Consider the following 23,348-nt stretch of genomic DNA (forward strand, 5'->3'; position numbering starts at 1 on the left):
TGTTGAGGCTGATGAATATATAAGCAAGCTGTATTTTATCTCTTAGATATAATCGTGTATAACATTCAACACAACAAGCCAAACTTACTCTTGCCGAGTACGACCATGACAACTATTGAACAATCATTAGCTCAAATCCCTAATTTTTCCGTTATTCATGAGCACTTATTTAGTTCGGCTCAACCATCAATCGAACAACTAAAACTGATTAAAGAATATGGTTGTAGCATAGTCATTAACCTTGCTTTAAGTAATGCACCAAACCACATTGAGAATGAAGATCGTATTTGCCTAGATATTGGTTTAAATTACATCCACATTCCAATTGATTGGGAAACGCCATCTGCAGAGCAATGTTTATTGGTACTCGATCTCATTGATCATTTGGTCCAGAATGAAATTGTCTGGATTCACTGTACTAAAAATGATCGCTCTAGTTGCCTTATGTATGTTTACAGACAGTTTTATATGAATATGGACATGCCTACTTCTCAAGATTTACTTCACGTAACTTGGGAACCTAATGAAACTTGGACAGGGCTTATTCATAGTATTACCTTACAACTACAAGGACGTAAGGCAACTATTGAGCTTCAACAATCTTTGCAACAGGCCGATCACTTGGTGTGATGAGAGACTAAAACAGTTGCTGTAGCTAAAATACCCTCTTGACGACCGGTAAACCCTAGTTTTTCGGTTGTCGTTGCTTTAATACTGATTTGATTAACATCTACATTTAAAACATCAGCAATGCTTTGACGCATTTCCAAATTATGCTTAGCTAATTTGGGACGCTCACAAGCCACCGTAATATCAGCATTATTTAACTGATAACCACGATCCAATATTAGTTGGTAAACATGCTTTAACAATACTCGACTGTCTGCGCCTTTGTATTCTGGGTCAGTGTCAGGAAAATGTTGTCCAATATCTCCGAGTGCCAAAGCGCCCAACAAAGCATCACATAGGGCATGAAGTACCACATCACCATCAGAGTGCGCTTTCAAGCCATGTGTATGTGGAATTTGAATGCCAGCCAATGTAACGAAGTCCCCTGCTTCAAAGGCATGCACATCCATTCCCTGTCCAATACGAATTTGAGCAACCATATAACTATTACCTTCCATAAAAACTTAAGAAATCTTGTATTCAGCCTTTCTGTTTCGCTATAGTACACCTAGCAAAGTAGACTGAAAGTATAAGCGATCATGCTGTCTAATACTGATATGAATCATTTGAAAAGATTAAGTTTTGCCGTGACACTGAGTTGTTTATGTTCATCTCTTGTCTTTGCAGAATCAATAGACTGCTCCAATTCTGGAACTGAGCTTAAAATCTGCTCAAAAACATTTAGTGAATCGAGAAAGCAACTCAATAATAAATATCTTTCTGCATATTTAGTTACTGATGCCCCCTTACAGCTTTTACAGGATACACAAAAGTTATGGTCTAAACATACTCAGCAATGCAAGAGTAATACATGCGTTCAGCAACAGTTTGATTTACGTACTGATGACCTAAATTTTTATGCGTCACTTAAGCAAACACTTACTCAACATTATCTTAAGTTTGAAAATGGACGTATAGCTGCACAACCTGTTCACATTCAGGTCCATCAGCTTGCAAAGGATAAAATCAAGATTGAAGGAATCGCATATCGCAATCCAAATAACCGCAAAGAAACTCAAACGATTTCTTTGATGGCCTATAGTTCACCTGAACAAAAAAGTGAAATTTTAGACAATGAACATAACTGTAAATATCAGTTTAATTTTCAAAAAGCTTTACTTAATGTGAAAACACAACAAAAAGGCTGTGAGCGTTTTAGCGGAATCTACCGATTATATGATTAATACTTTAAATAAAAGCCAGTGTTTAAACACTGGCTTTTTACTTTCTAGACCGGATATTTCTGGGCAATATCCTGACCGACTAAAACTGCGGTTGCCGCAGACAAAGTCCAACCTAAATGCCCATGTCCTGTATTGTAGAAAATACGCGGTTGTTTAGACTGCTTCACCACAGGCAGCATATTAGGCATCATAGGTCTTAGCCCCGCCCAAGGCACCACATGCTCAGTTGAAATATCAAAGTTACGGTTTACCCAATTCACTAATGGTTGAATACGATCAGCCCGTATATCACGGTTGTAGCCGTTAAATTCCGCAGTACCCGCTACACGCAACCGATCTTTACCTAAACGAGAAGTCACGATTTTAGCACTTTCATCTAGTAAGCTGACCCACGGTGCATTCTGCACACTTTGCTCATCTTTTAATTGCACGGTAATTGAATAGCCTTTTACTGGATAAACATTTACACGCTCACCAATCATATCAGCAAGTTGATAGCTCCCTACACCACCACAAACCACAAGCACATCACCTTCGATCTGGATGCTATCGGATTCAACAAGATATGGATGCTCTGCACTTGGCTGACAACTTACGATCACTTTGTCTGTATGACACTTAATATCTGTGACTTCCAGACCAAATTTATACTGAACGCCATATTGCTTAGTTTTTTCAGCCAAAGAGGTTGAATATTTATGAATATCACCTGTTGCATCACTTGGCGTGTAATAGCCACCAAAATAGTCACCCGTTAACGATGGCTCTATTGTTTTCATTTCATCAGGAGAAACCGAATAGCGCTCCAATGTACCTTTGTTCAATACATTATTGACTTGTTTAGCAATCTCGTAATCAGCCTTACTATGATACATATGAAGAATGCCACGTTTCTCCAAATCAAACTCAAGCTGCTCTTTTTCTGCAACTTCGAACAAGCGCTTACGAGCGAGTAATGCCAATCGGACCGTCTCGATCGTATTAGCTTCATAATTTTTAATATGGGATAAGAACTCAACCAACCAACTATACTTATGCAAACTAAATGAAGGATTCAGCAATAGCGGTGCATCTTTTTGTCTCATCCATTTAAAGCCCTTAACTACAGTGGCTTTTTGGTTCCATACTTCGGCGTTACAAGCCGATAATTGCCCTCCATTGGCAAATGATGTTTCCATTGCAGGATATAGATGTCGATCAATAACTGTGACTTGATAACCTAGTTGCGATAATTCATAGGCAGAGGTAACCCCTGTGATTCCCGCACCTATCACAATAACATGTGGCATAACAGACTCCTCAGAAATGCAAAACATTTCATCAGTACAGCCCATCTGTCATTGGTACCTGAGAGTTTCGACCCCAACGTTACCTTTTAACGTTTAGATCTTCCCCTTCGGTGAGTTTATAATTTATAAGTTATTATTTTCAATTCTTATAAATCTAAGCTTCTCTCCAGATTTTTTAATTATTACAGTCCTTCTGCCTGAGAGTTTCCGGGCTTGTTGCTCCTTCGGCGGGTTCTTACGAACCTCTCTCCCGCAATAATTTTGTATTTATATAAGCAATGTATCTGCCACTTTAAAAAAAACGCATTCTTTTCTTGTAAACTTTTGTACCAGTAATTATCAAGTTATAAACCATTAATTTAATTATAAAAATAAAAAAGGTGAATCTTTATAAATTCACCTTTTGTGTTTAATTAGAATTTTCCGTTGAGCACTGGGTCTGAAACTGTACCTTTCCATTGCTCACGCAAGGTTGGTAAATAGAATTTCTCACCAATAGTCACCAATTCTGAATCAATCAATGCGTGAACTTCGTGCATAAAAATATAATCAAGTGCAACCAAAGAGAGTTCATGATTTTTTTGTGCTGTTTTCTTACGTTTCGCTTGAGCTTGCTTCACTAACTCATTCGCAAAATTTTTATCTTTATAAGCCGTAATTGCATTTAAACGGAGTTCAATAACACCCCATCCAGCCAATAGCTTTTTAAAGACATCAAAATCTTCTGAAGTTGATTCCCACGTTACATTTTCTAGATCATTATCGTCAGGTAAAACCGGCAACAACAGATCACCTGTACTTGGGAAAATCTTTTTAAGATTTAACAGAAACTTAACAGGCTGATCACCGGGATAATCATTAAATTGCACATGTTGTTGAGTATCTGTCAAATAAATAGAGAGCATTCAAAAATCCTTAGCTAAGACTCTGTTTTTAATTTCTTTATTTTAAATTTTGCAAAATAAATGCAAAACAAGAAACAATATAAAAACAGGACAAGGTGCGCATTTTAACAATTATGACAGCTTATTCAACGCTAATTCGCCATTAATTAGTGAAACTTACACCCTCTTGATAAAAAGCCCTCCGAAAAGAGCTCTTTGTTAATGCAGGTTCAATTCCTACCATTGCTATATACCTTACCAACAACTCGTCTTTAGCAAGCCTTCTTATGCCGCAATAGACACACAACTAATAAGAATTTTTTAATAAAATTGTTCGCTTTGCGTCCAAACTAAACTGAAGAAATGAACTCTGCTGCCGTTTTTAACTGAGCAAAAGCATTGTTTAAAACTTGGTTATGATGATCAATGATTTGTGGAGCATTTAAAGCGACTGAATCAGTTGTTGTGTGTGCATCTGAGATTAATATCACTTTATAGCCATTCTCTGAAGCAGCCCTAACAGTAGTATCAATACAATACTCAGTTTTCATTCCAGTAATGATGATTTCATCAACATCAAGCTTCTCTAACACTTCTTTTAAAACAGTATTTTTAAAGCTGCTCGGGTACATTTTTTCAATGACTGTATCTTTATGTGGATTAAAAGGTAAATCTGCAATTAGTTGAGTATTAGGACCGTTTGAATCTAATGCTGTGCCTTTCTCACCGACATGCCGAATAAAGATAATTGGTCTATCATTCAAGTGGCAATATTCAATAAGGCTAACAATATTTGAAAGTACAAGTTGAGCATTATGTGGCTTAGACTGGCTGTTAAATAGGCCATTTTGCATATCAATGACGAGTAAAGCCGATTTTGAGTAACTACTGAGTTTTTTCATAATCTTTCTCTGTAAAACCAATAATGAACAGAGAAAAATTAACCCAGCCATTATTGGCTGGGTTTGGTTATCTTATTAAGTTACTTTAATAAAAAATCACACGCAGCCTTGCTTAAAGGTCGTGGTGGTTGTCGTGATTTTATTCAATAAACAGTTCATTTGTTTTAACTGCCCATAATTAAAGTATGATTAACCATACCATAGCTTTTTCAAAAGAAACAAAGCTTTTTAACTTTTTTATTTTGTGGAGTACTTTCTACTCTTAATTAATTCTTACAGAAATACTTCATACTCAAAAGCTAATTTATTTAACCGAAAGTAAGTATTCGTATGCTGTTTTTTCATCACTCTGTAGTTTAATGACTGCATCAGTTTCATCATTCAAAGTAAGGTTAAATACCTGCTCACCATCATAAGAAATTTGATGGCCCATACGAAATTCTGAATCAAGTGACTCAAGAATAATAAAATTCCCTTCGATATTCGAAGCAATATAGTAAATATTGTTCCGGTGAACATATCTAATTGTGTACATCACTATTTAAATTCCATCTAAAAAATTATGTTTTTTCTTAAATAATAAAAAAGCTCTCTTCCTCTTCTCAAGCAGAAATGAAGCTAGCGAAAAAAGATCCGCCCTTCTTTTGATTTCTAACACTGCCCATTCAACGCTAAACCAATACTCAGATATTACAGAAATACTTAATAATAAAAAACCCCGCCATTAGTCGATACCGAGTCAGGTTTCTTATACCGTTATATGTCTGGCAGAACTAACTCTCACATGGCTAACTTCTATTTAAATTAATCTTTACATTTAACTTTCAAAACGGCTGCTTTGGTATTTACTGGAATTAGCAGTCCTGAATTGTAGACAGTATGATGATTTACGATTTTGTTATTGCTATCCAACTCATCAAACCCTTTGTCTTTACATATTTCTTCTGCTTTCCCGATTAACTTTGACCTCAAGGCTTCTCTTGAACCAAATGCATTACTTTGAGCATGAAGTTGGTAAACACCAGGATTCACCTCCACTACAGAAGGTGGAAACATTTGTAGACAACCAGACAACGTACAAGCTGTGATTGCTAAAACAACTATTGATTTAGTCTTTTTCATTTACTTGGACTTAAAATAAAATAACGTAGCAAAACTAAAGTCTAGATATGACATTAGTATTTCAAGATATAAAAAAAGCCCACTTTTTCAAGCGGGCCTTCCCCTTATGATTTTTTGCGCTGATCATTCAGGACTTTTGTTGTACTTAGCAACTTACGGATATTACAGAAGTATTTGAAAATAAAAAAGTCTATCAGAAGAGATTATTTACTATTTGGTGAAACCATTTTTTCAGGTTTAACCACTTCATCAAATTGCTCTGCCGTAACTAAACCAAGCTCAACAGCGACCTGCTTTAAAGTCTTATTTTCTTTATAAGCAGTCTTTGCAACTTTTGCAGAATTTTCATAGCCGATCACTGGATTTAGAGCTGTGACCAACATGAGAGAGTTGTGTAAGAAGTGATCGATTTTATCCTGATTAGGTTCAATTCCCACCGCACAGTGATCATTAAAACTATTACACGCATCTCCAAGCAACTGAATAGACTGCAATAGGTTGTAAGCAATCACTGGCATAAATACGTTTAATTCAAAGTTACCTGAAGCGCCTGCTACATTAATGGTCGTATCATTTCCAAGTACTTGTGCAACCACCATCGTCATTGCTTCGCTTTGGGTTGGATTGACTTTACCCGGCATAATGCTTGAACCAGGTTCATTTTCTGGAATACGGATTTCACCGAAACCACAACGTGGTCCACTTGCCAACCATCGAATATCATTGGCAATCTTATTTAAACTGACTGCAAGCGTTTTTAAGGCACCAGATGCAAAAACAGCAGCATCACGTCCCGCAAGTGCTTCAAATTTATTTGGAGCAGTCACAAACGGTAAGCCTGTAAGCAAGGCAAGTTGTGCAGCTGATTTCACTGCATAGTCAGGATGTGCATTTAGCCCTGTACCGACCGCAGTGCCACCCAATGGTAATTCATATAAGCCAGTTAATGCCTGTTGTAAGCGTACGATCCCATGCTCAAGCTGAGAGACATAACCACTAAATTCTTGACCCAATGTTAATGGCGTTGCATCTTGTAAATGGGTACGACCAATTTTAACAATAGATTGAAACTCATCAGATTTTTTTTGCAAAGTCGCTTTAAGTTGTTCTACTGCCGGAATGAGTAATTCATTAATTTGCAGACTTGCCGCCACGTGAATTGCTGTTGGAAATGAGTCGTTTGTTGATTGAGCACGGTTGACATGATCATTTGGATGTACTGGTTTTTGAGCACCCAACGCTTGACCTAATTTCTGGTTTGCAATATTTGCAATCACTTCGTTACAGTTCATGTTACTTTGCGTACCAGAACCCGTCTGCCAAACAACTAAAGGAAACTGAGAATCCCATTTACCATCAATTACCTCTTCAGCCGCGCCCACAATATATTGGCTCAAATCTTGCGGTAACTGTTCAAGTTCAGCATTGGTTATCGCAGCAGCCTTTTTTACTAGACCCATTGCTCGAATCATGGCACGAGGTAATCGTTCTTGCCCGATTTTAAAGTTCTGTAAGCTGCGTTGAGTCTGTGCTCCCCACAATGCTTCATTCGGAACTTCAATCTCACCCATAGTGTCATGTTCAATTCGTGTTTGCATAGAAACCTCAGTTATCTGGTAAAAGAACTCACGGGCTGAAGCAAGTTTTGCTCTGGCTAGTTAATATGAATATCGTACTCAAGCATTTCATTATTGTAAATAAGAATCATTTCCTATCTTCCATTTAATGTATTTTGATAGAATCGCCATTCATCTTCAATCATTTGTTTTAACGAGCGTTTAGGCGCCCATTGCAATAATGTTTTTGCTTTCGTTATGTCTGCCCCAACTTGCTCTAACTCGACATGCTTATAAATCGCAGGTTGAGTCGCAATTTCAGCTTGGGTTACCTGTGAAATTTCATCTAATAATTGACGAATAGAGTGAACTTGATCATGGGCAATGTTAAATGCCTCACAACAATGCGTTTGGTTACGCAGCCAATGTAAGCTTGCACTTACAGCATCACACACATCTAAAACGTGTAGAAAACTACGCTCAGTCGTATGATCTGAAGTGGCTGCTTGGTCTTGTAATTCGATTAAATCACGTTGCATGGCCGCAACTTGCATGGCAAGCGGCACAATATTTTTTGGAAGCTGAGCAACATATTCCCCGAGTACCCCATGTTCAAACGCACCGACAATATTAGATAATCGCAAGATCGCGATTTTCCACTCATGATCGATTTTATAAGTATCACGAATGATTTCTTCAATCATCTGTTGAGACTTAATGTAAGGATTAGGATAAGCATAATTGAATTCGTCTGTTTCGCTTAATTGCAGACCAGATTTCCCATAGGCAGCAAGGCTTGACAGCTGAATAAAGTGACGAACGCCCGTACGTTGCATGGCACGGAGCAAACTCATGATGCAACTGACATTATCATTATAATATTCAAGTGGTTTAAGATTGGATTCTTCAATTGATTTAAACCCTGCAGTATGAATAACCGCATCAATTGAATATTGTTCGAAGACCTTGTTGAGTGCGGGCGTATTACGTACATCAAGTTTAACAAACGGAACATACATGCCAGAAATAAACTCTAGCCGTTCCAACGTTTGCAGGGTCGAATTAGCCAAATTATCGACGATTACCACCTCTTGCCCTTGAGCCATTAGACTCAAAGCAATGTGTGAACCGATAAAGCCTAAACCACCTGTCACTAAAATCATTGTATACTTACCTTTCTCTTAATGTATCTACGCCCATTTAGACGTGTGACCATAGTGAATTCTTAATGAGTACATTACTACTAATTACCTCTGCTCCTACTTCCATCCATGCTTGGCATGCTTTAGGACTTGCTCAGGCACTCAAAAGTAAAAATGAAGACTTCCGTGTATTCTTTTACCAAGATGGCGTGCAGGTTGCTAATGATTTTCAATGGGTTCCTGACGACCAGCGTAATTTAACGCATGAATGGCAAAAGCTCTCGATTCGACTTCCTGTTTGTGTGAGTGCTGCCCTCGCTCGTGGTATTACCGATGCAGAAAATGCCAGTCGCCATCACCTGACTCATCACAACCTTGCCAAAGACTTTGAACTCGTCGGGTTAGGTGAACTTGCTGATGCAGTACAGTCAGCATCTCGTCTTATTCAATTTTAAGTTACTTTGTTTGCTTAGATTGTTGCTTTTAAAAGGTATATTGTGTGAAATCTGTACTCGTCATTTTAAGCCAAGCCAACTTAACTAGTCTTCAAATCAATGAAAGCCTTTCTGCTACTATGGTTTTAGCAACCTTTGGCTCACCAGTCAAAGTATTATTGAAAGATGCTGCTCTTAGTCTTTTGCAAAATGATCTAAGCTTTAACCATTTTCATCATGCCTTCAAAGTGGCTTCAAATATGGTGGAAAGCTTTGAGTTTTATGATTTGAGCCCAATTCTTATTGAAAGCAAAAATCAGCAGCATCCTTTTGTTCGAAACACAGAACAAGAGCTTGAGTTCGTCCAGCTAAATACTGAGTTCATTCAATCTTTTGATCATGTTCTATATTGGTAGATGAAGGTGTAAATTTAATGAATCCGTCAACACTTTATCTAGTGCAGTCTTCTTATCACAATACCCCTAAAATTATTGATGAATTGCGTGATATTTATCAGGTAGGTGATCAGATTGTTTTTATGGGCGACTCTGTTGCTCAGCTTTCAGCTCAGGTTATTCAACAGTTTGAATCTGTTTCGTGCTTAAGTGTCGAAAAAGGTTTACTCGATACAGATAATTTAACTCAGATAAATGTACTCGACTATGCTCAATTTGCAGATCTTGCTTTAACATTTAATCGCTGTATTTCTCTTAAATAATATATTTAGGCTAGTTTCATGAATTTAGAATTAGACCAAGATGGTCATTTGGTTGATTATACGATCTGGAATCCTGAAGTTGCACAAGAACTCGCTAAGTCACTTGATCTTGAATTAACTGATTGGCATTTTGAAGTTTTAGCTGCTGTTCGTCAGTTTTACCAACAGTTTGGGCATTCTCCAGCAACTCGCCCACTTATCAAATATCTTATGAAAACCATAAGTCCAGACATTAATAATGCTGTTTTACAGCAACAATTTAATACTGGTTTAGTTGCCCGTCATTTGAGTCGTTTGGCAGGCATTCCTAAACCAGCAAATTGTTTATAAAATTAAGCAAACTTTTTAGCAGCAGCGACACATAAAATAGTGGCTGCTGTTACTCCTAACATGGACCAGCTCACATGTTCGTGCAATAAAATTGCCGCAATGGCTAGACCCATTAAAGGCTGTAAGAGTTGTAGTTGGCTTATGGCAGCAATTCCGCCTTGGGCAAGTCCTTTGTACCAAAAGAAGAAACCAATCAGCATACTAAACAAAGACACATACATAAGACCGACTAGAGCTGATGTAGACACACTCTGAAATGAAGCTGGCATATAAAGAATAGTAAAGAACAGCATGAAGGGTAATGACAGAATGAGCGCCCAACAAATGACTTGCCACCCACCGATTTTTCTTGAAAGTACACCACCTTCTGCATAGCCAAAACCACAGAAAATAATCGCCATCAACATGTAAAAGTCCCCTATTCCAAGTGATGTATCACCAGAAAGGAAAAACATATAAGCGAAAACAACTGCACTCCCCAAGACTGCAAATATCCAGAAAAATTGATTCGGTTTTTCTCCACCTCTCAGCACAGCAAAGATTGCAGTTGCAAGTGGCAAAAGACTAACAAAGACAATTGAATGGGCTGCATTCATATATTGCAAGGCAAGCGCTGTAAATAAAGGAAACCCGATCACTACGCCTATAGCAACAATGGCAAGTGGCCACCAATCTTGCTTGGCTGGCTTTTTTTGTTTTAAAACTAAAATAAGAATAAGCCCTAAAATACCAGCAATTGCTGCACGTGCTGCCGTTAAAAACCCAGGTTCAAACCCCATTACAGCTACACGTGTCGCTGGTAGAGACCCGGCAAAAATAGCTACCCCAATAAATCCATTCACCCAGCCATTCATAAACCTATTCATAATTTTCTCCATCACTATACGAAGAATTTAAGCTGTGCTAAGGTGATAAAACCAGATACAAAGCAGTACAATTTAAAAGAACTGTTATGTACCAATGACCAATACAGTTAGGATTACGAACTAGTGAATCAGGCAAAAACAAAAATTGAAATTGTCATTTCAGAGATTGAACAACAAATAAAAAACCGATCTTTGATGCCTGGAGCACGCTTACCTTCTGTTCGTAAGTTAGCCAAAGATCTTGGCTTTTCTGTTTCAACAGTTGTTGAAGCCTATGAAAGGCTAATTGCGCTTGGAAAAATTGAATCGCGAACTGGCTCAGGCTTTTATATTGTTGGCCCACTTGCACCTCTAGCTTTAAGTGAATTAAGCCCTCAATTAGAACGTTCCGTAGACCCGCTATGGATCTCTCGTCAATCTTTAGAAGCAAAAGCTGATGTTTTTAAACCTGGATGCGGTTGGCTACCCGATGACTGGATGCCCTTAGAGAGTATTCGCAAAGGATTAAGAGCTGCTGCAAGAGGGACAGACGCTTGTTTAATGGGTTATTCAACCCCGTTAGGATTACCAGCTTTACGCGATTTATTAGCAAGACGTGCTCAATCGAAAGGAATAGATGCAAATCTAAATCAAGTACTTTTAACAGATTCGGGAACGCAATCGATTGATTTGGTTTTTCGGTTTTTATTAAAGCCTGATGATGTCGTGATCATTGATGACCCGTGTTATTTTAATTTTCATGCCTTGCTTAAAGTTCATCAAGTTAAATTGGTTGGAGTACCCTACACCGTAAATGGCCCAGATTTAGAAGCATTTAAAGAGACCATAGAGAAATATAATCCTCGGCTCTATATCACCAATTCAGGCATTCACAACCCAACTGGTGCCACACTTTCTCTATCTACGGCACACCAATTGTTAAAGCTGATTGAACAATCTAATCTGATTGTAGTTGAAGACGATATTTTCTCAGATTTTGAATATACTCCCGCCCCTAGACTTGCAGCTTTAGATAATCTTTCACGCGTCATTTTTATTGGAAGCTTCTCTAAAACATTATCTGCGTCTATTCGTTGTGGCTATATTATTGCTAAACCAGAATGGATTGATCAGCTCACCGATTTAAAAATTGCCACCAATTTCTCGCATAACGGCGTTTCCGCAGAGGTTTTACTCTCTGCCTTGACAGACGGCTCTTATCGCAAGCATTTAGAGTTATTAAAAGTACGTCTAGCAAAAGCCATGCATGAAACCATCACAAAACTTGAACCTCTTGGCATAAGACCATGGATTAAGCCACAAGCTGGAATTTTTGTATGGTGTCATTTACCTGAAGGTTTAGAAGCTTCAAAAATTGCGAAATATTGTATTAATCATAATGTTATTCTTGCCCCAGGCAATGCTTTTAGCCAAGCACCTAATGCTGGTCAATTCATACGTTTTAATGTGGCACAGTCAAACCACGAACACATCTATAAAACTCTCACCAATGCCATTCAGCAAGAGTTTTCATAGTTTATAGAGCAAAATATTAGGCTTGTTTTTGTTGAATATACGCAAAATAACCTGGTCCTGCTGACACTTGTACTTGCTTAGCATGTAAAGGCTCACGGCACACCGAGCACACCATAACTGGTTCAAACTTATGCCCACAAGTTTTATGACGATATTCTAATGGCTTACCTAAACCTTGATCCATCCATTTATCGCCCCAATTCGCCATAGACAAAATAATTGGATAAAGCTCAAAGCCTTTATCAGTTAGTCGATATTCAAAACGCTCTTGTCTATCAAAATAAGGTGCTTTGACTAAAATTTCATATTCAACTAAGCGTTTTAAACGATCTGAAAGAACATGACGAGTTACACCTAATGATTTCTGGAAGTCGTCAAAACGTCGTATTCCCATAAAAGCATTACGTAGTATTAGCATCGTCCATCGATCGCCAATTACTGATAGCATACGAGCAACCGAACAAGGCTGATCACCGATGTCGTCCCATTTCATCTTTATGCATTCCTCGATATTATTTAGCCCAATGGCTCTATAGTTTATACCCTAAACCACTTGTCACAATATATGCAAGATTGATTCTAAAAAAATAAATGCTTATTAACTTTTATAAAAATTATTCATTATAGAAAATATAAAATTGCTGAATAAATATGACTCATTCACGGCGTAATGAGCCATATTTCTCTTTCTTTATACTTAATTTGAAATAAATATACCTTTTAATATATAACCCGCTTCTAGTTTTACACCCGCTGGAATTCGAACAAGACAGTTGGCCTGCATTAAGTTACTCAGCATATGTGATTGCTGTTTTGCCAGACTTTTTATTTTAAGCTGTCCATTTTCAAAATAAGCATACATGCGCAAAAAACGTTCACGTGCATCTTCTTTTAAGTCATGCTCCAAAATCGCACTAAACCACTCTGGCCCCGCCTGATTCCCCTGCAAGCTATCTAACAAGGCTTTACCATATATCTGCATAGCCACATATACAGCAGCAGGATTACCCGGTAAGCCGAACAAGTAACAATGATGGCCTCTTTCTGGCTGGGAATATTCAGCAAAAAATAGAGGTTTTCCCGGCTTCTGTTTTACTTTCCAAAAGATTTGTTCAAAACCAACCTCAAAAGCACATGGTCGTACAAAGTCATAATCACCAACAGAGACTCCACCTGTCGTTATAATAACATCATGACTGTCTTTGCACTGATTAAAGTAATGCATGACTTGCTCTGCCTCATCTGCCACATGAATCAATTCAACATCTAAGCCATAATCTTCAAACCAAGCTTTTAGTAATGGTCCATTTGCATCAAAAATTTTGCCATCGATAAGATCTTCTGCGGTTTCGGCGACTTCATCTCCAGTCACTAAAACAACAACTTTCGGCGCACGGTAAATTTTAACTTTTCGCACACCAGCCATACTTAAGGCGGCCAAACTTCCAATATTTAGAAACTGTCCAATTTGGGCAAGCAATTGACCTTTTTGAATTTCCTCTCCGGTAAAACGTATATCAGCTTGAGGACGTATATGCTCAGTTAAGCAAATTTCCTGTGCTGCAAGAACCGATACGACTTCCTGCCGAGCAACATGGGTTGTTCCTTCTGGAATTTTACCGCCTGTGAATATACGAATAGCCTGACCCTCTTTAAGGGTGTCATGGCTTTCGCTTCCCGCACGAATCTCACCTGTAACCTGAAATTTTTGTTGTTGCAAATCTTCAGCATGGCTACAAAGTGCATAACCATCTACCGCACTTTGAGAAAAACTTGGCAGATTAATTTCTGAATAAATTTCTTTAGCGAGATATCTACTTAGGCTATTTTGAAGAACTTGGTTAATCGAACCCAACTTTTTTGGCTGCTTAATAATCAGCTCAAGAGCTTCATCTACACTAATTAATCCACGCTCTGTACCACAACCTGACATTATTCATAACCTCCCGGATGCGGTAAATCACGGCAAACATCAAAAATATGAACAAGGGCGGGTAAAATAGCAGCCATTGATTCACTTGCTCCACCACGGCTTCCCGGTAAAGTCACCACTAAAGAACGGTCAATAAAACCTGCTACCCCACGTGACATTGCTGCATATGGCGTGCGTTTTTGTCCAAAAGATCGCGCTGCTTCCATTAAACCGTCTAATTTACGTTCTAAAAGTGGCTCTAATGTATCGACTGTAATGTCACGCTTACCAATTCCAGTCCCACCAACCGTCATAATGCAAGCATATGATTTGCTCAACTCAAGCACTAAATCTTTTAGAGTTTCTGCTTCATCAGGCAAAATTTGGTAATGAATCGGATCGAATCCTGCCTCAGTTAAAGTTTCAACCACAGATTTTCCGGCTGTATCGGGTTTTCTACCGGCTGCAACGGTGTCGGATAACACAATGACCGCTGCTGAAACGGGTTGACGAAGTACACGTTTAAAGTGCGATTTTCCACCCTTTTTCTTAAGCAGTTTACATTGATCCATCCAGAGTTCTTCTGGCTCACAATGTGGTTTTAACATGTCATAAATCGTTAAACCTGCAAGGCTTGCAGCCGTTAAGGCTTCCATTTCAACCCCTGTAGGGCCAATGGTCTCAACTACGGTAATAATCTTTACGAAATCATGCTCTAATTCATATTCAACGTCTGCACGATAAATCGGTAACGGGTGGCATAAAGGAATTAGCTCATCGGTGCGTTTTGCTGCCAAGATTCCTGCAACACGTGCGGTTTTTAATGCATCACCCTTTTCAGTATTCCCTTGTCTTAATAGCTCAATACAATGTGGTGGTGCATATAAAATTGCCTGTGCTTCAGCAACACGATAACTTTCCGGCTTCATTCCTACGTTTTTCATTTTTTATCCTAGTCTTGCATATTTCAGTGTTGGTGTTCATGGCCGGTATGATGGTGGTGATGCTTGTGTTCTTGCGGTGCATCTTTGCGAATACAGCAGCCTTCTACGTAGTGACTTGTACCATCTGTAAAGAATTCTTCTTTAAAAACTGGCACTTCATGCTTCACCCGCTCAACCGCTTCCTCGCATGCCTGAAACGCTTCACGGCGATGAGCTGCATAAGCAATCGCAATAATGGCTGTTTCACCCACATCCAAATATCCAATCCGATGAATGACCCGCACATAAGATACCTGATACTTTTTCTCAATTTCCAATTCAATTTCACGTATCATTTTTTCAGAAAGTGGTTTATATGACGTATATTTCAACGCCTTAACAGCTTTACCCTCATGATGATTACGAACTGTACCTATAAAAATATCGATTCCACCACATTCAGGAAATGATTGGATAGGATCAAAAGTATCTAAACTTAAAGCCTGCTCTTGTATACGTGCAAAATCTTGCATGACTTAACCTCCAGCAACTGGCGATAATAAAACCAAAGTACATGGTTCACTTAAAGCAGATTGACGCGTTATGACATTATCACCAATTGCACATGCACATTTTTCTATGGCTTGTGTACATTCCGGATGTAATGAAACAATTTCATCTAATACATCTTTAACCAACATCTGGTTAGGAAAAACTACCGAAAGATTTTGAGGAAGCAATTTTTCAATTGCACCAAACGTTTCGATTTTAATTTGAATAGATTGTTGCATTTATCCCCCAAGCATATGCATGCTGATTTTACGGGCTTGTTGATGTTGTAAGGCGTGAAAACCTTTGGCTTTATGCCAGATATACGGCATAACCATATCTGTTAACTGTTGAATATGCAGCGCATGATCGGATGAGTCATTTGCACGTAATAATGATTGAAGCTGGGGTTTAATATTTAGCCCCTGCGGTGCAAATAAACAGTTGTATAACTCACCTTGCGCCGTTAGTCGTATCCGGTCACATTGATGGCAAAATGAATGAGTGATTGTGGAAATAATTCCGAGGGCGTAGCTATTGTTAATCAAATATTGGCGTGCTGGTTCATGCTCTTGTTCGACGACCTGTACTGAATAGTGAGGTTGCAAAACTTGTAATATTTCAGCTTCACTCACCACATCTTTACTCGACCAAAGTGCATCGCCATCAAGAGGCATAAACTCAATAAAGCGTAAAGGAATATGATTGGCAATTGACCACTTCACCATCGGTAATATCTGATCGTCGTTTTTATTTTTCATCAATACGCAGTTAATTTTAAAAGGTAATCCAGCATCTTTAGCAGCTTGGATACCCTCTAGAACAGGTTCTAATTTTTTCTTGGTGAGTTCTTTAAACTGAATAGCATCAAGACTATCTAAACTAATATTTAAATCATCTAAACCCGCGTCTTTTAACTGCTGAGCATATTTAGCCAAATAGTGTCCATTGGTGGTCATTGAAACCCGCTTTAAACCTAACACTTTCAAAGCTTGTAAATCACGAACAAAGTGAACAATACCTTGACGCATTAATGGTTCGCCACCCGTAATACGGATACTTTCAATACCTTGCTGCACCATAAAATGGCAAAATTGAAAAAGTGCTTCAAAACTAAGCAGGTCTTGTTTGTTTAGCCATTCTGGATGTTCAGGCATGCAATATACACACTTAAAATTGCAGCGATCCGTTACCGAAATACGTAACTTCCGCTTGATGCGCCCATATTGATCTTGCAGAAGCATTGGCGCAGTTTCAGAGTGATATTGTTTCATCATTTGCACTCATGTCGAGAACAGTTCAAATATTGCGGGCACTTTTTATGGGCGATTAAAATAATAAATTGCTCTTCAATAGTGCTCTGCTGTTTATGCAAAATTTGTTCCAATTCTAATTATCATCCATAACTTTTTGGGCATCAGCTAGATTAATCGCCGTACTATTTTCAACTTAAATTTTAAAGCTGTATCAAATGAGTGCGGCGTTAATCTCTGAAATACCCTACATTATTTCTAGCATTTTTCTAAACGGATGGGTACATATTTATGGTACGGGGTTTTGGACAACGGATCACAATGTTCAGCAGACACCAGAAGATTTAATTGTGGTCCTATCGGCTCTCCACCTTGAAAGCGCATGCCATAGCCATGTGGAAGAGAAACAACACCTTTTCTCATACCTTCATCAAAATCTACGGTGACCTGAATTTCTCCGTGTTGTGAGATACATTTGAGTTGATCTCCTACTGCTACATTCAAGTTTGTCGCATCTTCAGGATGAATTCGCAAAGCCCCTTCTGCATCTACTTTTCGCCATGCAGGGTCGCGGTAAATTTGATTGGCGTTATAACTACGACGTTCACCTGACAACAGGATGAAAGGAAACTCTTCAATACTAAATTGATGATTTTTTAAATTTGCCAACTCATTTAACATTTCGGGAATAGCCAGACGTATTTTTTTGTCTTTATAGGCAATCAGCTTCCAAACTTCTTCATATTCATGTTGCGACAACACCACGCCTGACCTCTGCTTTAATATTTGATCAAACAAGCGAACACCTAAGGTTAAAGGATTACCTTTATAGCCCGCACGGCGAACAGCTTTTGTATGTAAAACAGCATATTGAATAGACAGAGGTAATAAAAATGCAACTGAAGCAGCTGAGTTTTCTAAATGTTTACCTAAAGTGCGATAGAGGATTGAAGCTGCAAAAGGAATATATTTTTTATGCCGAGCGAAGGTCACGCCTAAAGCCGACAGATAAGGTAAATATGCTGTTTTTTTCGAGTCGATTGCAGCTATTTTTTCTAACAATGGAAAGCTTTTAGGAATAACCTGCATAGCCTCAAGCAACCGCGTGTAAATTTCCGCTTCGGGTAAAGTATTGCTTTGAGCCGTGAATACAGGATGTCTTAAATGAAAACCATTTTTAGGAAACTCAAGATTAAAACCTGTAAATTCCCATTTTTCAAACTGAGTATGTGCAGGCAAAATATAATCTGCCAACCTAGCCGTTTCCGTCATGGCAACATCGACCACGACCAATAAATCTAACGCCTTAAATGCCTTTTCATAGGCAGGTGTATCGGGGTAAGTTATTAAAGGATTACAGCTATCTACAAAAATTGCGCGAATTCGTTTTTCACCTGCTTTTAATACTTCATCCGGCAAAATATTTGGTGGGAAAAATCCGGAAATCGGGAACATTTTATGGTAAACACTACGTCGATATTTCGGCTTTCTTTCATCGGTATCACTTAAAATTGGAATAAACATGGTATGCAAATTATTGGTACCTTGTTTTCCAAAGTGACCAGTCACTAAATACAGTAGTTTTTCTAAATATCCGTTTAATGTTGTATTTAAAGTATGCTGAATACCTAAATCGATACGCAGACAGCCTCTTTTAGCCTTGGCAAAATCTCTAGTCACTTGATAAATCAAATCGACTGGTACATCTGCTTTGGCAATATATTCTTCAATCGGGACACGGTTAAAAGCTGTTTTTACCTCTTCAAAGCCATGCGTATGCTGCTCAATAAACTGCACATCATAAAGTTGTTCTTTAATAATAATGGCAATCATGGCCGACATTAAAAAAGCATCCGTTCCAGGCTTTAATTGCACGTGGATATCTGCTTGTTTGGCTGTTTCGGTAACGCGCGGGTCAAATACCACCATAGTCCGGTTAGGGTCTTTTTTAATATGCTTTAGCGTGTCTCGTGCATTTGGAATCCCATGTGCTTGAAATGGATTTGTACCAATGAACAGAACGTAGTCCGCGTATTCAACATCTTCGGTGGTATGGCAGGCCTGACTTCCAAATAAACGTCCATTTAGCCAGAAATCACCCGTTTTTTCTTGAGCAAGAGAGTTGTATGCGTAATAACTTTTCATGGCTAGTAAAAGTTGACGCCCATAAGCTGCACCGAGATGGTTACCTTGGCCACCGCCACCCACAGAAGCAAAAGCAGTACCGCCAAAATTATCTCGAATATGAACTAAACGCTCGGCAATTTCTTGTATAGCATTGTCCCAACTAATTTCTTGAAAAGAACCATCTGGCTGACGTTTTAACGGCGTAGTCAAGCGGTCTGCATGCTGCTGATAGTGTTGTAATCTTGCTGCCTTTTGACAAATGTAGCCTTGAGAGAAAGGATGCTCAGGGTTGCCTTTGATCTTGGTAAACTGATTATCCTTAATTTCGACACTTAACCCGCAATTTCTTGAACACAAAATACATGCGGTAACATCTGTTGTATTTTGCTTCATTGCTTCTACCATTCCTATTGACTCCTTTATTTTTATACATTTCACTGGAATGAAATATCAAGTTCCAAAATAGAACTTATAAAATAAATAGTCAAGAAGTCAAAAAATTAAAAACCGTTTATTCCATGCAATCAATATGAATTTTAAATTTATGATGAACACTTAGCTTGTTGTAAAAATCTCTTTAAACGCTTTGATTTGCTTATATTGTTGAAGTTCATCCAACGAATTGATGCTATGAAAAAATAAGTTTTGTTTCTGAAATACGGCAACTTGTGCATGCAACAATTTAAAGCATTCCTTCAAACTCAATTGTTGTTTTTCAATTTGCTGGGCTATGGTTGCCAGACTTTCGCGTTTTAATAAACAAAATGGATACAGCGCATCCCCATTGATTGAAACATAGGCCGCTTGAGCTTGTTTATTTTTGCGTATCGCATGATGTAATTTTGCAACAACTTGCGTAGGTACATAAGTCACATCACAAGGAATGAACAAAACATAATCTGCCTCAACATTCGACCATGCACTTTTCATTCCCATAAGCGGGCCTAAAAAACCTGATGCATCATCTTGATAACAACGAATATCAGGTACGATACTCTGATAAATTGAATAGTCACGATGACTATTGACCCAAATTTCAGACACCGATAATTTTAATTTTTGATGAATTTTAAAAAGTTGTGTTTCACCATCAAATTGCTGCAACAACTTATTTAAACCGTTCATACGGCGGGCCTGTCCACCCGCCAGAATGACTAGATCAGTTACGGGATATCCCTTATTCACACTTCCACCTCCTGTTGGCAAGCTTTAATCAAGCCACGGATTTCAGGTAAACATGAACCACAGTTTCCTCCTGCTTTTAAACAAGCAGTGACTTGTTTTTCATGTGTAATATTTTGAGTTTTTATCGCTTCGATAATTTTGTTCTTACCCACTTTAAAACAACTACATACTAAAGGCCCATCATTATTTGTAGCAGACATTGGCATGCCAGCCAGTAACGCTTTTCGGTGTAATGCACTTAAACGTTCACGCTTAAATAGACTTGCCACCCAGTCACGGTCTGGCAATAAATCTGCTGGTGCAATATATAAACTTGCAATTACGATGCCATCTTTCAAAATAATGCTGTGGCTGAGTTGAGAAGAAATATCTTCTATGCTTAACCATTCAAAAGTTTCATCTGCAAATGGTAAAAAGCTTTTCAGGTTCTTTTGAGTATCATGAAAAGTTTGGCGATCTGCAAGTTCATAGCGGTTGGTTTTTACCATTTTGACCTTGGTCCACCATGCACAGTGATGTAGCGATTCTTGAATATGTGAGTCGAAACCTTCACGGATATATAACACGCCTTGCCATGCTGTATAAAACGGTTGAATGGTGACAGGTGTATGCTTAAATTCAGGCTCGCCCGAAATTGCATCAACTTCAGGATTGACGACTTTACCAATACGGGCATCGGAGGCAACTTGTTCAGTCCAGTGAATAGGTGCGAAAATTTGCCCACGACGTACACCCGATGAGAATGTCACACGCAGAACACAACTGCCCCATTTCGAACGGACTTCACCCAAGCCTTGATCACGTACACCAAACTTTAATGCATCGCTTGGATGTATCTCACAGAATGGTTCCGCACGGTGACTCGTCAAGTTTGCTGACAAGCCAGTACGGGTCATGGTATGCCACTGATCACGAATACGCCCCGTATTCAAAATGAGTGGATAGTCTTCTGAAACTGCATGAACTGGATCAATTGCAACGGTTGGAATCAGTTTTGCCTTTGCATTTTTATGGCTAAACTGGCCCTTACTAAACAGTTGTTGAACCTTTTTAATGTCTTGGTTTTTGTTCCATACTGGCCATTGAATCGGTTCTAAAGCATCATATTCGGCTACAGTTAGGTCCGTTAAACCTTTCAGGTTGAAATAACGGAATGTATTACTTTCTTCACGTGCATCAATATCTACATTATCTTGTGCAGATAGTGCGGCATGCTCATTAAAAATGTCACTTGCATCCGCAAAGTCAAAACCATTAAAGCCTAATTTTTTCGCAACTTGGCTGACTGACCACCAATCTGCTTTTGCTTCACCCGGAGCAGGTAAAAAAGCTCGTTGACGTGAAATACGGCGTTCAGAGTTAGTTACTGTACCGTCTTTTTCTCCCCAACCTAAGGCAGGAAGCAAAATATCAGCATATGCTGTCGTATCAGTATCTGCACAAATATCTGACACCACGACCAACTCACATTTTTCTAATGCACGTTTTACTTGGTCTGCATCAGGCAAACTTACAACAGGATTGGTTGCCATAATCCAGATTGCTTTAATTTTTCCAGCTTCAACAGCACGGAACAGATCAACTGCTTTTAAACCAGCTTGATTAGCAATAAATGGGCTATCCCAAAAGGTTTGAACCACTTTTTGATGCAGTGGGTTATCTAAATCCATGTGAGCTGCCAGCATATTTGCCAAACCACCCACTTCACGACCACCCATCGCATTGGGTTGCCCTGTCATTGAAAATGGTGCTGCACCCAGTTTGCCAATTTTTCCAGTGAGTAAATGACAGTTAATAATACTATTGGCTTTATTTACACCCTGACTTGACTGATTTACACCCATTGAAAATAGTGTTACCACTTTTTCAGTTTGAGCGAATTTCTCAAAGAACTGCTGCAATTTGTCTAAAGAGATGCCGCTACGTTTTGCAACGTATGCAATATCCATTTCTGGTTGACTGCTTGCCAAAACTTCTTGTAAGCCTTCGGTGTAAGCGTCGACAAAAGCTTGATCGACATGACCATTTTGATATAGATATTGAAATAGACCATTAAACAAGGCGACATCTTGGCCCGGTAAAATCGGCAAGTGCAAATCGGCTTGTTCACAGGTACTGGTAAAGCGTGGGTCAATCACCACCACAAACATATCTGGGTTTTGGCTCTTTGCCTGCATAATCCGTTGATAAAGTACCGGATGACACCATGCAGTATTGGAACCCACCAATACCACCATATCTGCATGTTCAAAATCTTCATAGCTTGCTGGTACAAGATCTTCACCAAAGCTACGTTTATGTCCAGCTACTGCTGATGACATACATAACCTTGAGTTGGTGTCGATGTTCGCTGTACCTAAATAGCCTTTTACAAACTTGTTAACAACATAATAGTCTTCGGTAAGCAACTGTCCTGAAACATAAAAGGCGATGCTGTCACGGCCATATTTGTCGATACATGACTGAAATTTATCGGCAATCTTATCGATTGCATCGTCCCATGTAGTTACAGTCCGTTGAGACTTACGCCCCATCATTGGCTGTAAAACACGTGTTTCTAACCCCAATGTGTCCGCAAGACGGCTACCTTTAATGCATAAGCGTCCAAAATTGGAAGGATGCTCTGCATCCCCCTCAACTTGAACTAGAGGCCCTTGAGGATTTTGTTGAACGTGTACACTGACACCGCAACCAACACCACAATATGGACATGTTGTTTTAGTTGTTTTTGCAACATGATCGGAGCTATCGATTTCAACGCTTGGAATACTGTTCATAACTGCTCCTT

General features: G+C 38.8%; 25 protein-coding genes and 1 riboswitch. Of the genes, 7 read left to right on the forward strand and 18 right to left on the reverse strand.

Translation table 11 applies throughout. The annotated features are described in order from the left end of the window. The first annotated feature begins 105 nt into the window (after positions 1-105). Entirely contained in the window at positions 106-630 is a 525-nt protein-coding gene (locus tag MSG66_RS18355) for a protein tyrosine phosphatase family protein (protein ID WP_324654884.1), read from the forward strand. Here MSG66_RS18355 and ispF read toward each other — a convergent pair. Then, positions 618-1,109 carry a 2-C-methyl-D-erythritol 2,4-cyclodiphosphate synthase gene (ispF, locus tag MSG66_RS18360; protein ID WP_003652198.1) on the reverse strand — a complete coding sequence of 164 codons (492 nt, stop codon included), beginning with the start codon at positions 1,107-1,109 and terminating at the stop codon, positions 618-620. The genes MSG66_RS18355 and ispF overlap by 13 nt on opposite strands. 99 nt (positions 1,110-1,208) lie before the next feature. Here ispF and MSG66_RS18365 point away from each other — a divergent pair, with 99 nt between their 5' ends. Then, entirely contained in the window at positions 1,209-1,853 is a 645-nt protein-coding gene (locus tag MSG66_RS18365; protein ID WP_202741849.1) for an A1S_1983 family putative colistin resistance protein, read from the forward strand. 44 nt (positions 1,854-1,897) lie between these two features. Here the strand turns inward: MSG66_RS18365 and MSG66_RS18370 are convergent, their stop codons facing one another. From MSG66_RS18370 to MSG66_RS18400, 7 genes are all read right to left on the reverse strand, one after another. Beyond that, a complete protein-coding gene (locus MSG66_RS18370; protein ID WP_324654852.1) occupies positions 1,898-3,142 on the reverse strand; it encodes a D-amino acid dehydrogenase in 1,245 nt (414 codons plus the stop codon). 175 nt (positions 3,143-3,317) lie between these two features. Beyond that, a riboswitch (glycine riboswitch) is annotated at positions 3,318-3,405 on the reverse strand. 150 nt (positions 3,406-3,555) lie between these two features. Continuing rightward, positions 3,556-4,047 carry a hypothetical protein gene (locus tag MSG66_RS18375; RefSeq protein ID WP_324654853.1) on the reverse strand — a complete coding sequence of 164 codons (492 nt, stop codon included), beginning with the start codon at positions 4,045-4,047 and terminating at the stop codon, positions 3,556-3,558. 329 nt (positions 4,048-4,376) lie between these two features. Then, positions 4,377-4,928, reverse strand: a complete 552-nt coding sequence (locus tag MSG66_RS18380; RefSeq protein WP_324654854.1) for a cysteine hydrolase family protein — start codon at positions 4,926-4,928, stop codon at positions 4,377-4,379. A 304-nt stretch (positions 4,929-5,232) separates the two neighbouring features. Continuing rightward, positions 5,233-5,463 carry a hypothetical protein gene (locus MSG66_RS18385; protein ID WP_197731006.1) on the reverse strand — a complete coding sequence of 77 codons (231 nt, stop codon included), beginning with the start codon at positions 5,461-5,463 and terminating at the stop codon, positions 5,233-5,235. 269 nt (positions 5,464-5,732) lie between these two features. Further along, positions 5,733-6,050 carry a hypothetical protein gene (locus tag MSG66_RS18390; protein ID WP_262472208.1) on the reverse strand — a complete coding sequence of 106 codons (318 nt, stop codon included), beginning with the start codon at positions 6,048-6,050 and terminating at the stop codon, positions 5,733-5,735. A gap of 203 nt (positions 6,051-6,253) precedes the next feature. Next, positions 6,254-7,648, reverse strand: a complete 1,395-nt coding sequence (fumC, locus tag MSG66_RS18395) for a class II fumarate hydratase (RefSeq protein WP_324654855.1) — start codon at positions 7,646-7,648, stop codon at positions 6,254-6,256. Between the two features lie 113 nt (positions 7,649-7,761). Then, on the reverse strand, positions 7,762-8,769 hold the full coding sequence (locus MSG66_RS18400; RefSeq protein WP_202741842.1) for an NAD-dependent epimerase/dehydratase family protein: 1,008 nt from the start codon (positions 8,767-8,769) through the stop codon (positions 7,762-7,764). 65 nt (positions 8,770-8,834) lie between these two features. On the opposite strand from MSG66_RS18400, the gene tusD reads away from it, so the two are divergent. The 4 genes from tusD to MSG66_RS18420 are packed head-to-tail and all read left to right on the forward strand — an operon-like array spanning position 8,835 to position 10,230. Next, positions 8,835-9,203, forward strand: a complete 369-nt coding sequence (tusD, locus tag MSG66_RS18405; RefSeq protein WP_042894027.1) for a sulfurtransferase complex subunit TusD — start codon at positions 8,835-8,837, stop codon at positions 9,201-9,203. Positions 9,204-9,247: 44 nt separating this feature from the next. Further along, positions 9,248-9,598 (forward strand): hypothetical protein, encoded by a 351-nt coding sequence (locus tag MSG66_RS18410; RefSeq protein ID WP_324654856.1) that lies wholly within the window; start codon positions 9,248-9,250, stop codon positions 9,596-9,598. Positions 9,599-9,615: 17 nt separating this feature from the next. Next, on the forward strand, positions 9,616-9,900 hold the full coding sequence (locus MSG66_RS18415) for a DsrH like protein (RefSeq protein ID WP_262472212.1): 285 nt from the start codon (positions 9,616-9,618) through the stop codon (positions 9,898-9,900). 18 nt (positions 9,901-9,918) lie between these two features. Beyond that, the gene (locus MSG66_RS18420) at positions 9,919-10,230 is read left to right on the forward strand and encodes a TusE/DsrC/DsvC family sulfur relay protein (protein WP_262472213.1); all 312 of its coding nucleotides are present in this window, start codon (positions 9,919-9,921) and stop codon (positions 10,228-10,230) included. Between the two features lie 2 nt (positions 10,231-10,232). On the opposite strand, the gene MSG66_RS18425 is transcribed toward MSG66_RS18420, so the two are convergent. Continuing rightward, a complete protein-coding gene (locus tag MSG66_RS18425; RefSeq protein WP_324654857.1) occupies positions 10,233-11,096 on the reverse strand; it encodes a DMT family transporter in 864 nt (287 codons plus the stop codon). Positions 11,097-11,219: 123 nt separating this feature from the next. On the opposite strand from MSG66_RS18425, the gene MSG66_RS18430 reads away from it, so the two are divergent. Further along, positions 11,220-12,611 (forward strand): PLP-dependent aminotransferase family protein, encoded by a 1,392-nt coding sequence (locus MSG66_RS18430; RefSeq protein ID WP_262472215.1) that lies wholly within the window; start codon positions 11,220-11,222, stop codon positions 12,609-12,611. A gap of 16 nt (positions 12,612-12,627) precedes the next feature. Here MSG66_RS18430 and MSG66_RS18435 read toward each other — a convergent pair whose 3' ends face one another. The 9 genes from MSG66_RS18435 to MSG66_RS18475 form a co-directional block, all read right to left on the reverse strand. After that, on the reverse strand, positions 12,628-13,104 hold the full coding sequence (locus MSG66_RS18435; protein ID WP_133973016.1) for a winged helix-turn-helix transcriptional regulator: 477 nt from the start codon (positions 13,102-13,104) through the stop codon (positions 12,628-12,630). Positions 13,105-13,308: 204 nt separating this feature from the next. Then, the gene (locus MSG66_RS18440) at positions 13,309-14,544 is read right to left on the reverse strand and encodes a molybdopterin molybdotransferase MoeA (protein WP_324654858.1); all 1,236 of its coding nucleotides are present in this window, start codon (positions 14,542-14,544) and stop codon (positions 13,309-13,311) included. Next, positions 14,544-15,467 carry a bifunctional molybdenum cofactor biosynthesis protein MoaC/MoaB gene (moaCB, locus tag MSG66_RS18445; RefSeq protein WP_133973013.1) on the reverse strand — a complete coding sequence of 308 codons (924 nt, stop codon included), beginning with the start codon at positions 15,465-15,467 and terminating at the stop codon, positions 14,544-14,546. Before moaCB ends, MSG66_RS18440 begins: the two co-directional genes overlap by 1 nt. 23 nt (positions 15,468-15,490) lie before the next feature. Further along, on the reverse strand, positions 15,491-15,979 hold the full coding sequence (locus tag MSG66_RS18450) for a molybdenum cofactor biosynthesis protein MoaE (RefSeq protein WP_042894018.1): 489 nt from the start codon (positions 15,977-15,979) through the stop codon (positions 15,491-15,493). 3 nt (positions 15,980-15,982) lie between these two features. Beyond that, positions 15,983-16,237 carry a MoaD/ThiS family protein gene (locus tag MSG66_RS18455; protein ID WP_324654859.1) on the reverse strand — a complete coding sequence of 85 codons (255 nt, stop codon included), beginning with the start codon at positions 16,235-16,237 and terminating at the stop codon, positions 15,983-15,985. Continuing rightward, on the reverse strand, positions 16,238-17,278 hold the full coding sequence (gene moaA, locus MSG66_RS18460; protein ID WP_324654860.1) for a GTP 3',8-cyclase MoaA: 1,041 nt from the start codon (positions 17,276-17,278) through the stop codon (positions 16,238-16,240). A gap of 228 nt (positions 17,279-17,506) precedes the next feature. Beyond that, complete coding sequence (locus MSG66_RS18465) at positions 17,507-19,780, reverse strand: molybdopterin-dependent oxidoreductase (RefSeq protein ID WP_324654861.1); 2,274 nt, start codon at positions 19,778-19,780, stop codon at positions 17,507-17,509. 150 nt (positions 19,781-19,930) lie between these two features. Beyond that, a complete protein-coding gene (gene mobA, locus MSG66_RS18470) occupies positions 19,931-20,560 on the reverse strand; it encodes a molybdenum cofactor guanylyltransferase (protein WP_324654862.1) in 630 nt (209 codons plus the stop codon). Further along, positions 20,557-23,337, reverse strand: coding sequence for a molybdopterin-dependent oxidoreductase (locus tag MSG66_RS18475; protein WP_324654863.1), 2,781 nt, complete (start codon positions 23,335-23,337; stop codon positions 20,557-20,559). The genes mobA and MSG66_RS18475 overlap by 4 nt, the downstream gene beginning before the upstream one ends. Positions 23,338-23,348 lie beyond the last annotated feature (11 nt).

Origin of the sequence: Acinetobacter sp. IK31, assembly GCF_035615195.1 — a bacterium.
Classification (GTDB): domain Bacteria; phylum Pseudomonadota; class Gammaproteobacteria; order Pseudomonadales; family Moraxellaceae; genus Acinetobacter; species Acinetobacter calcoaceticus_C.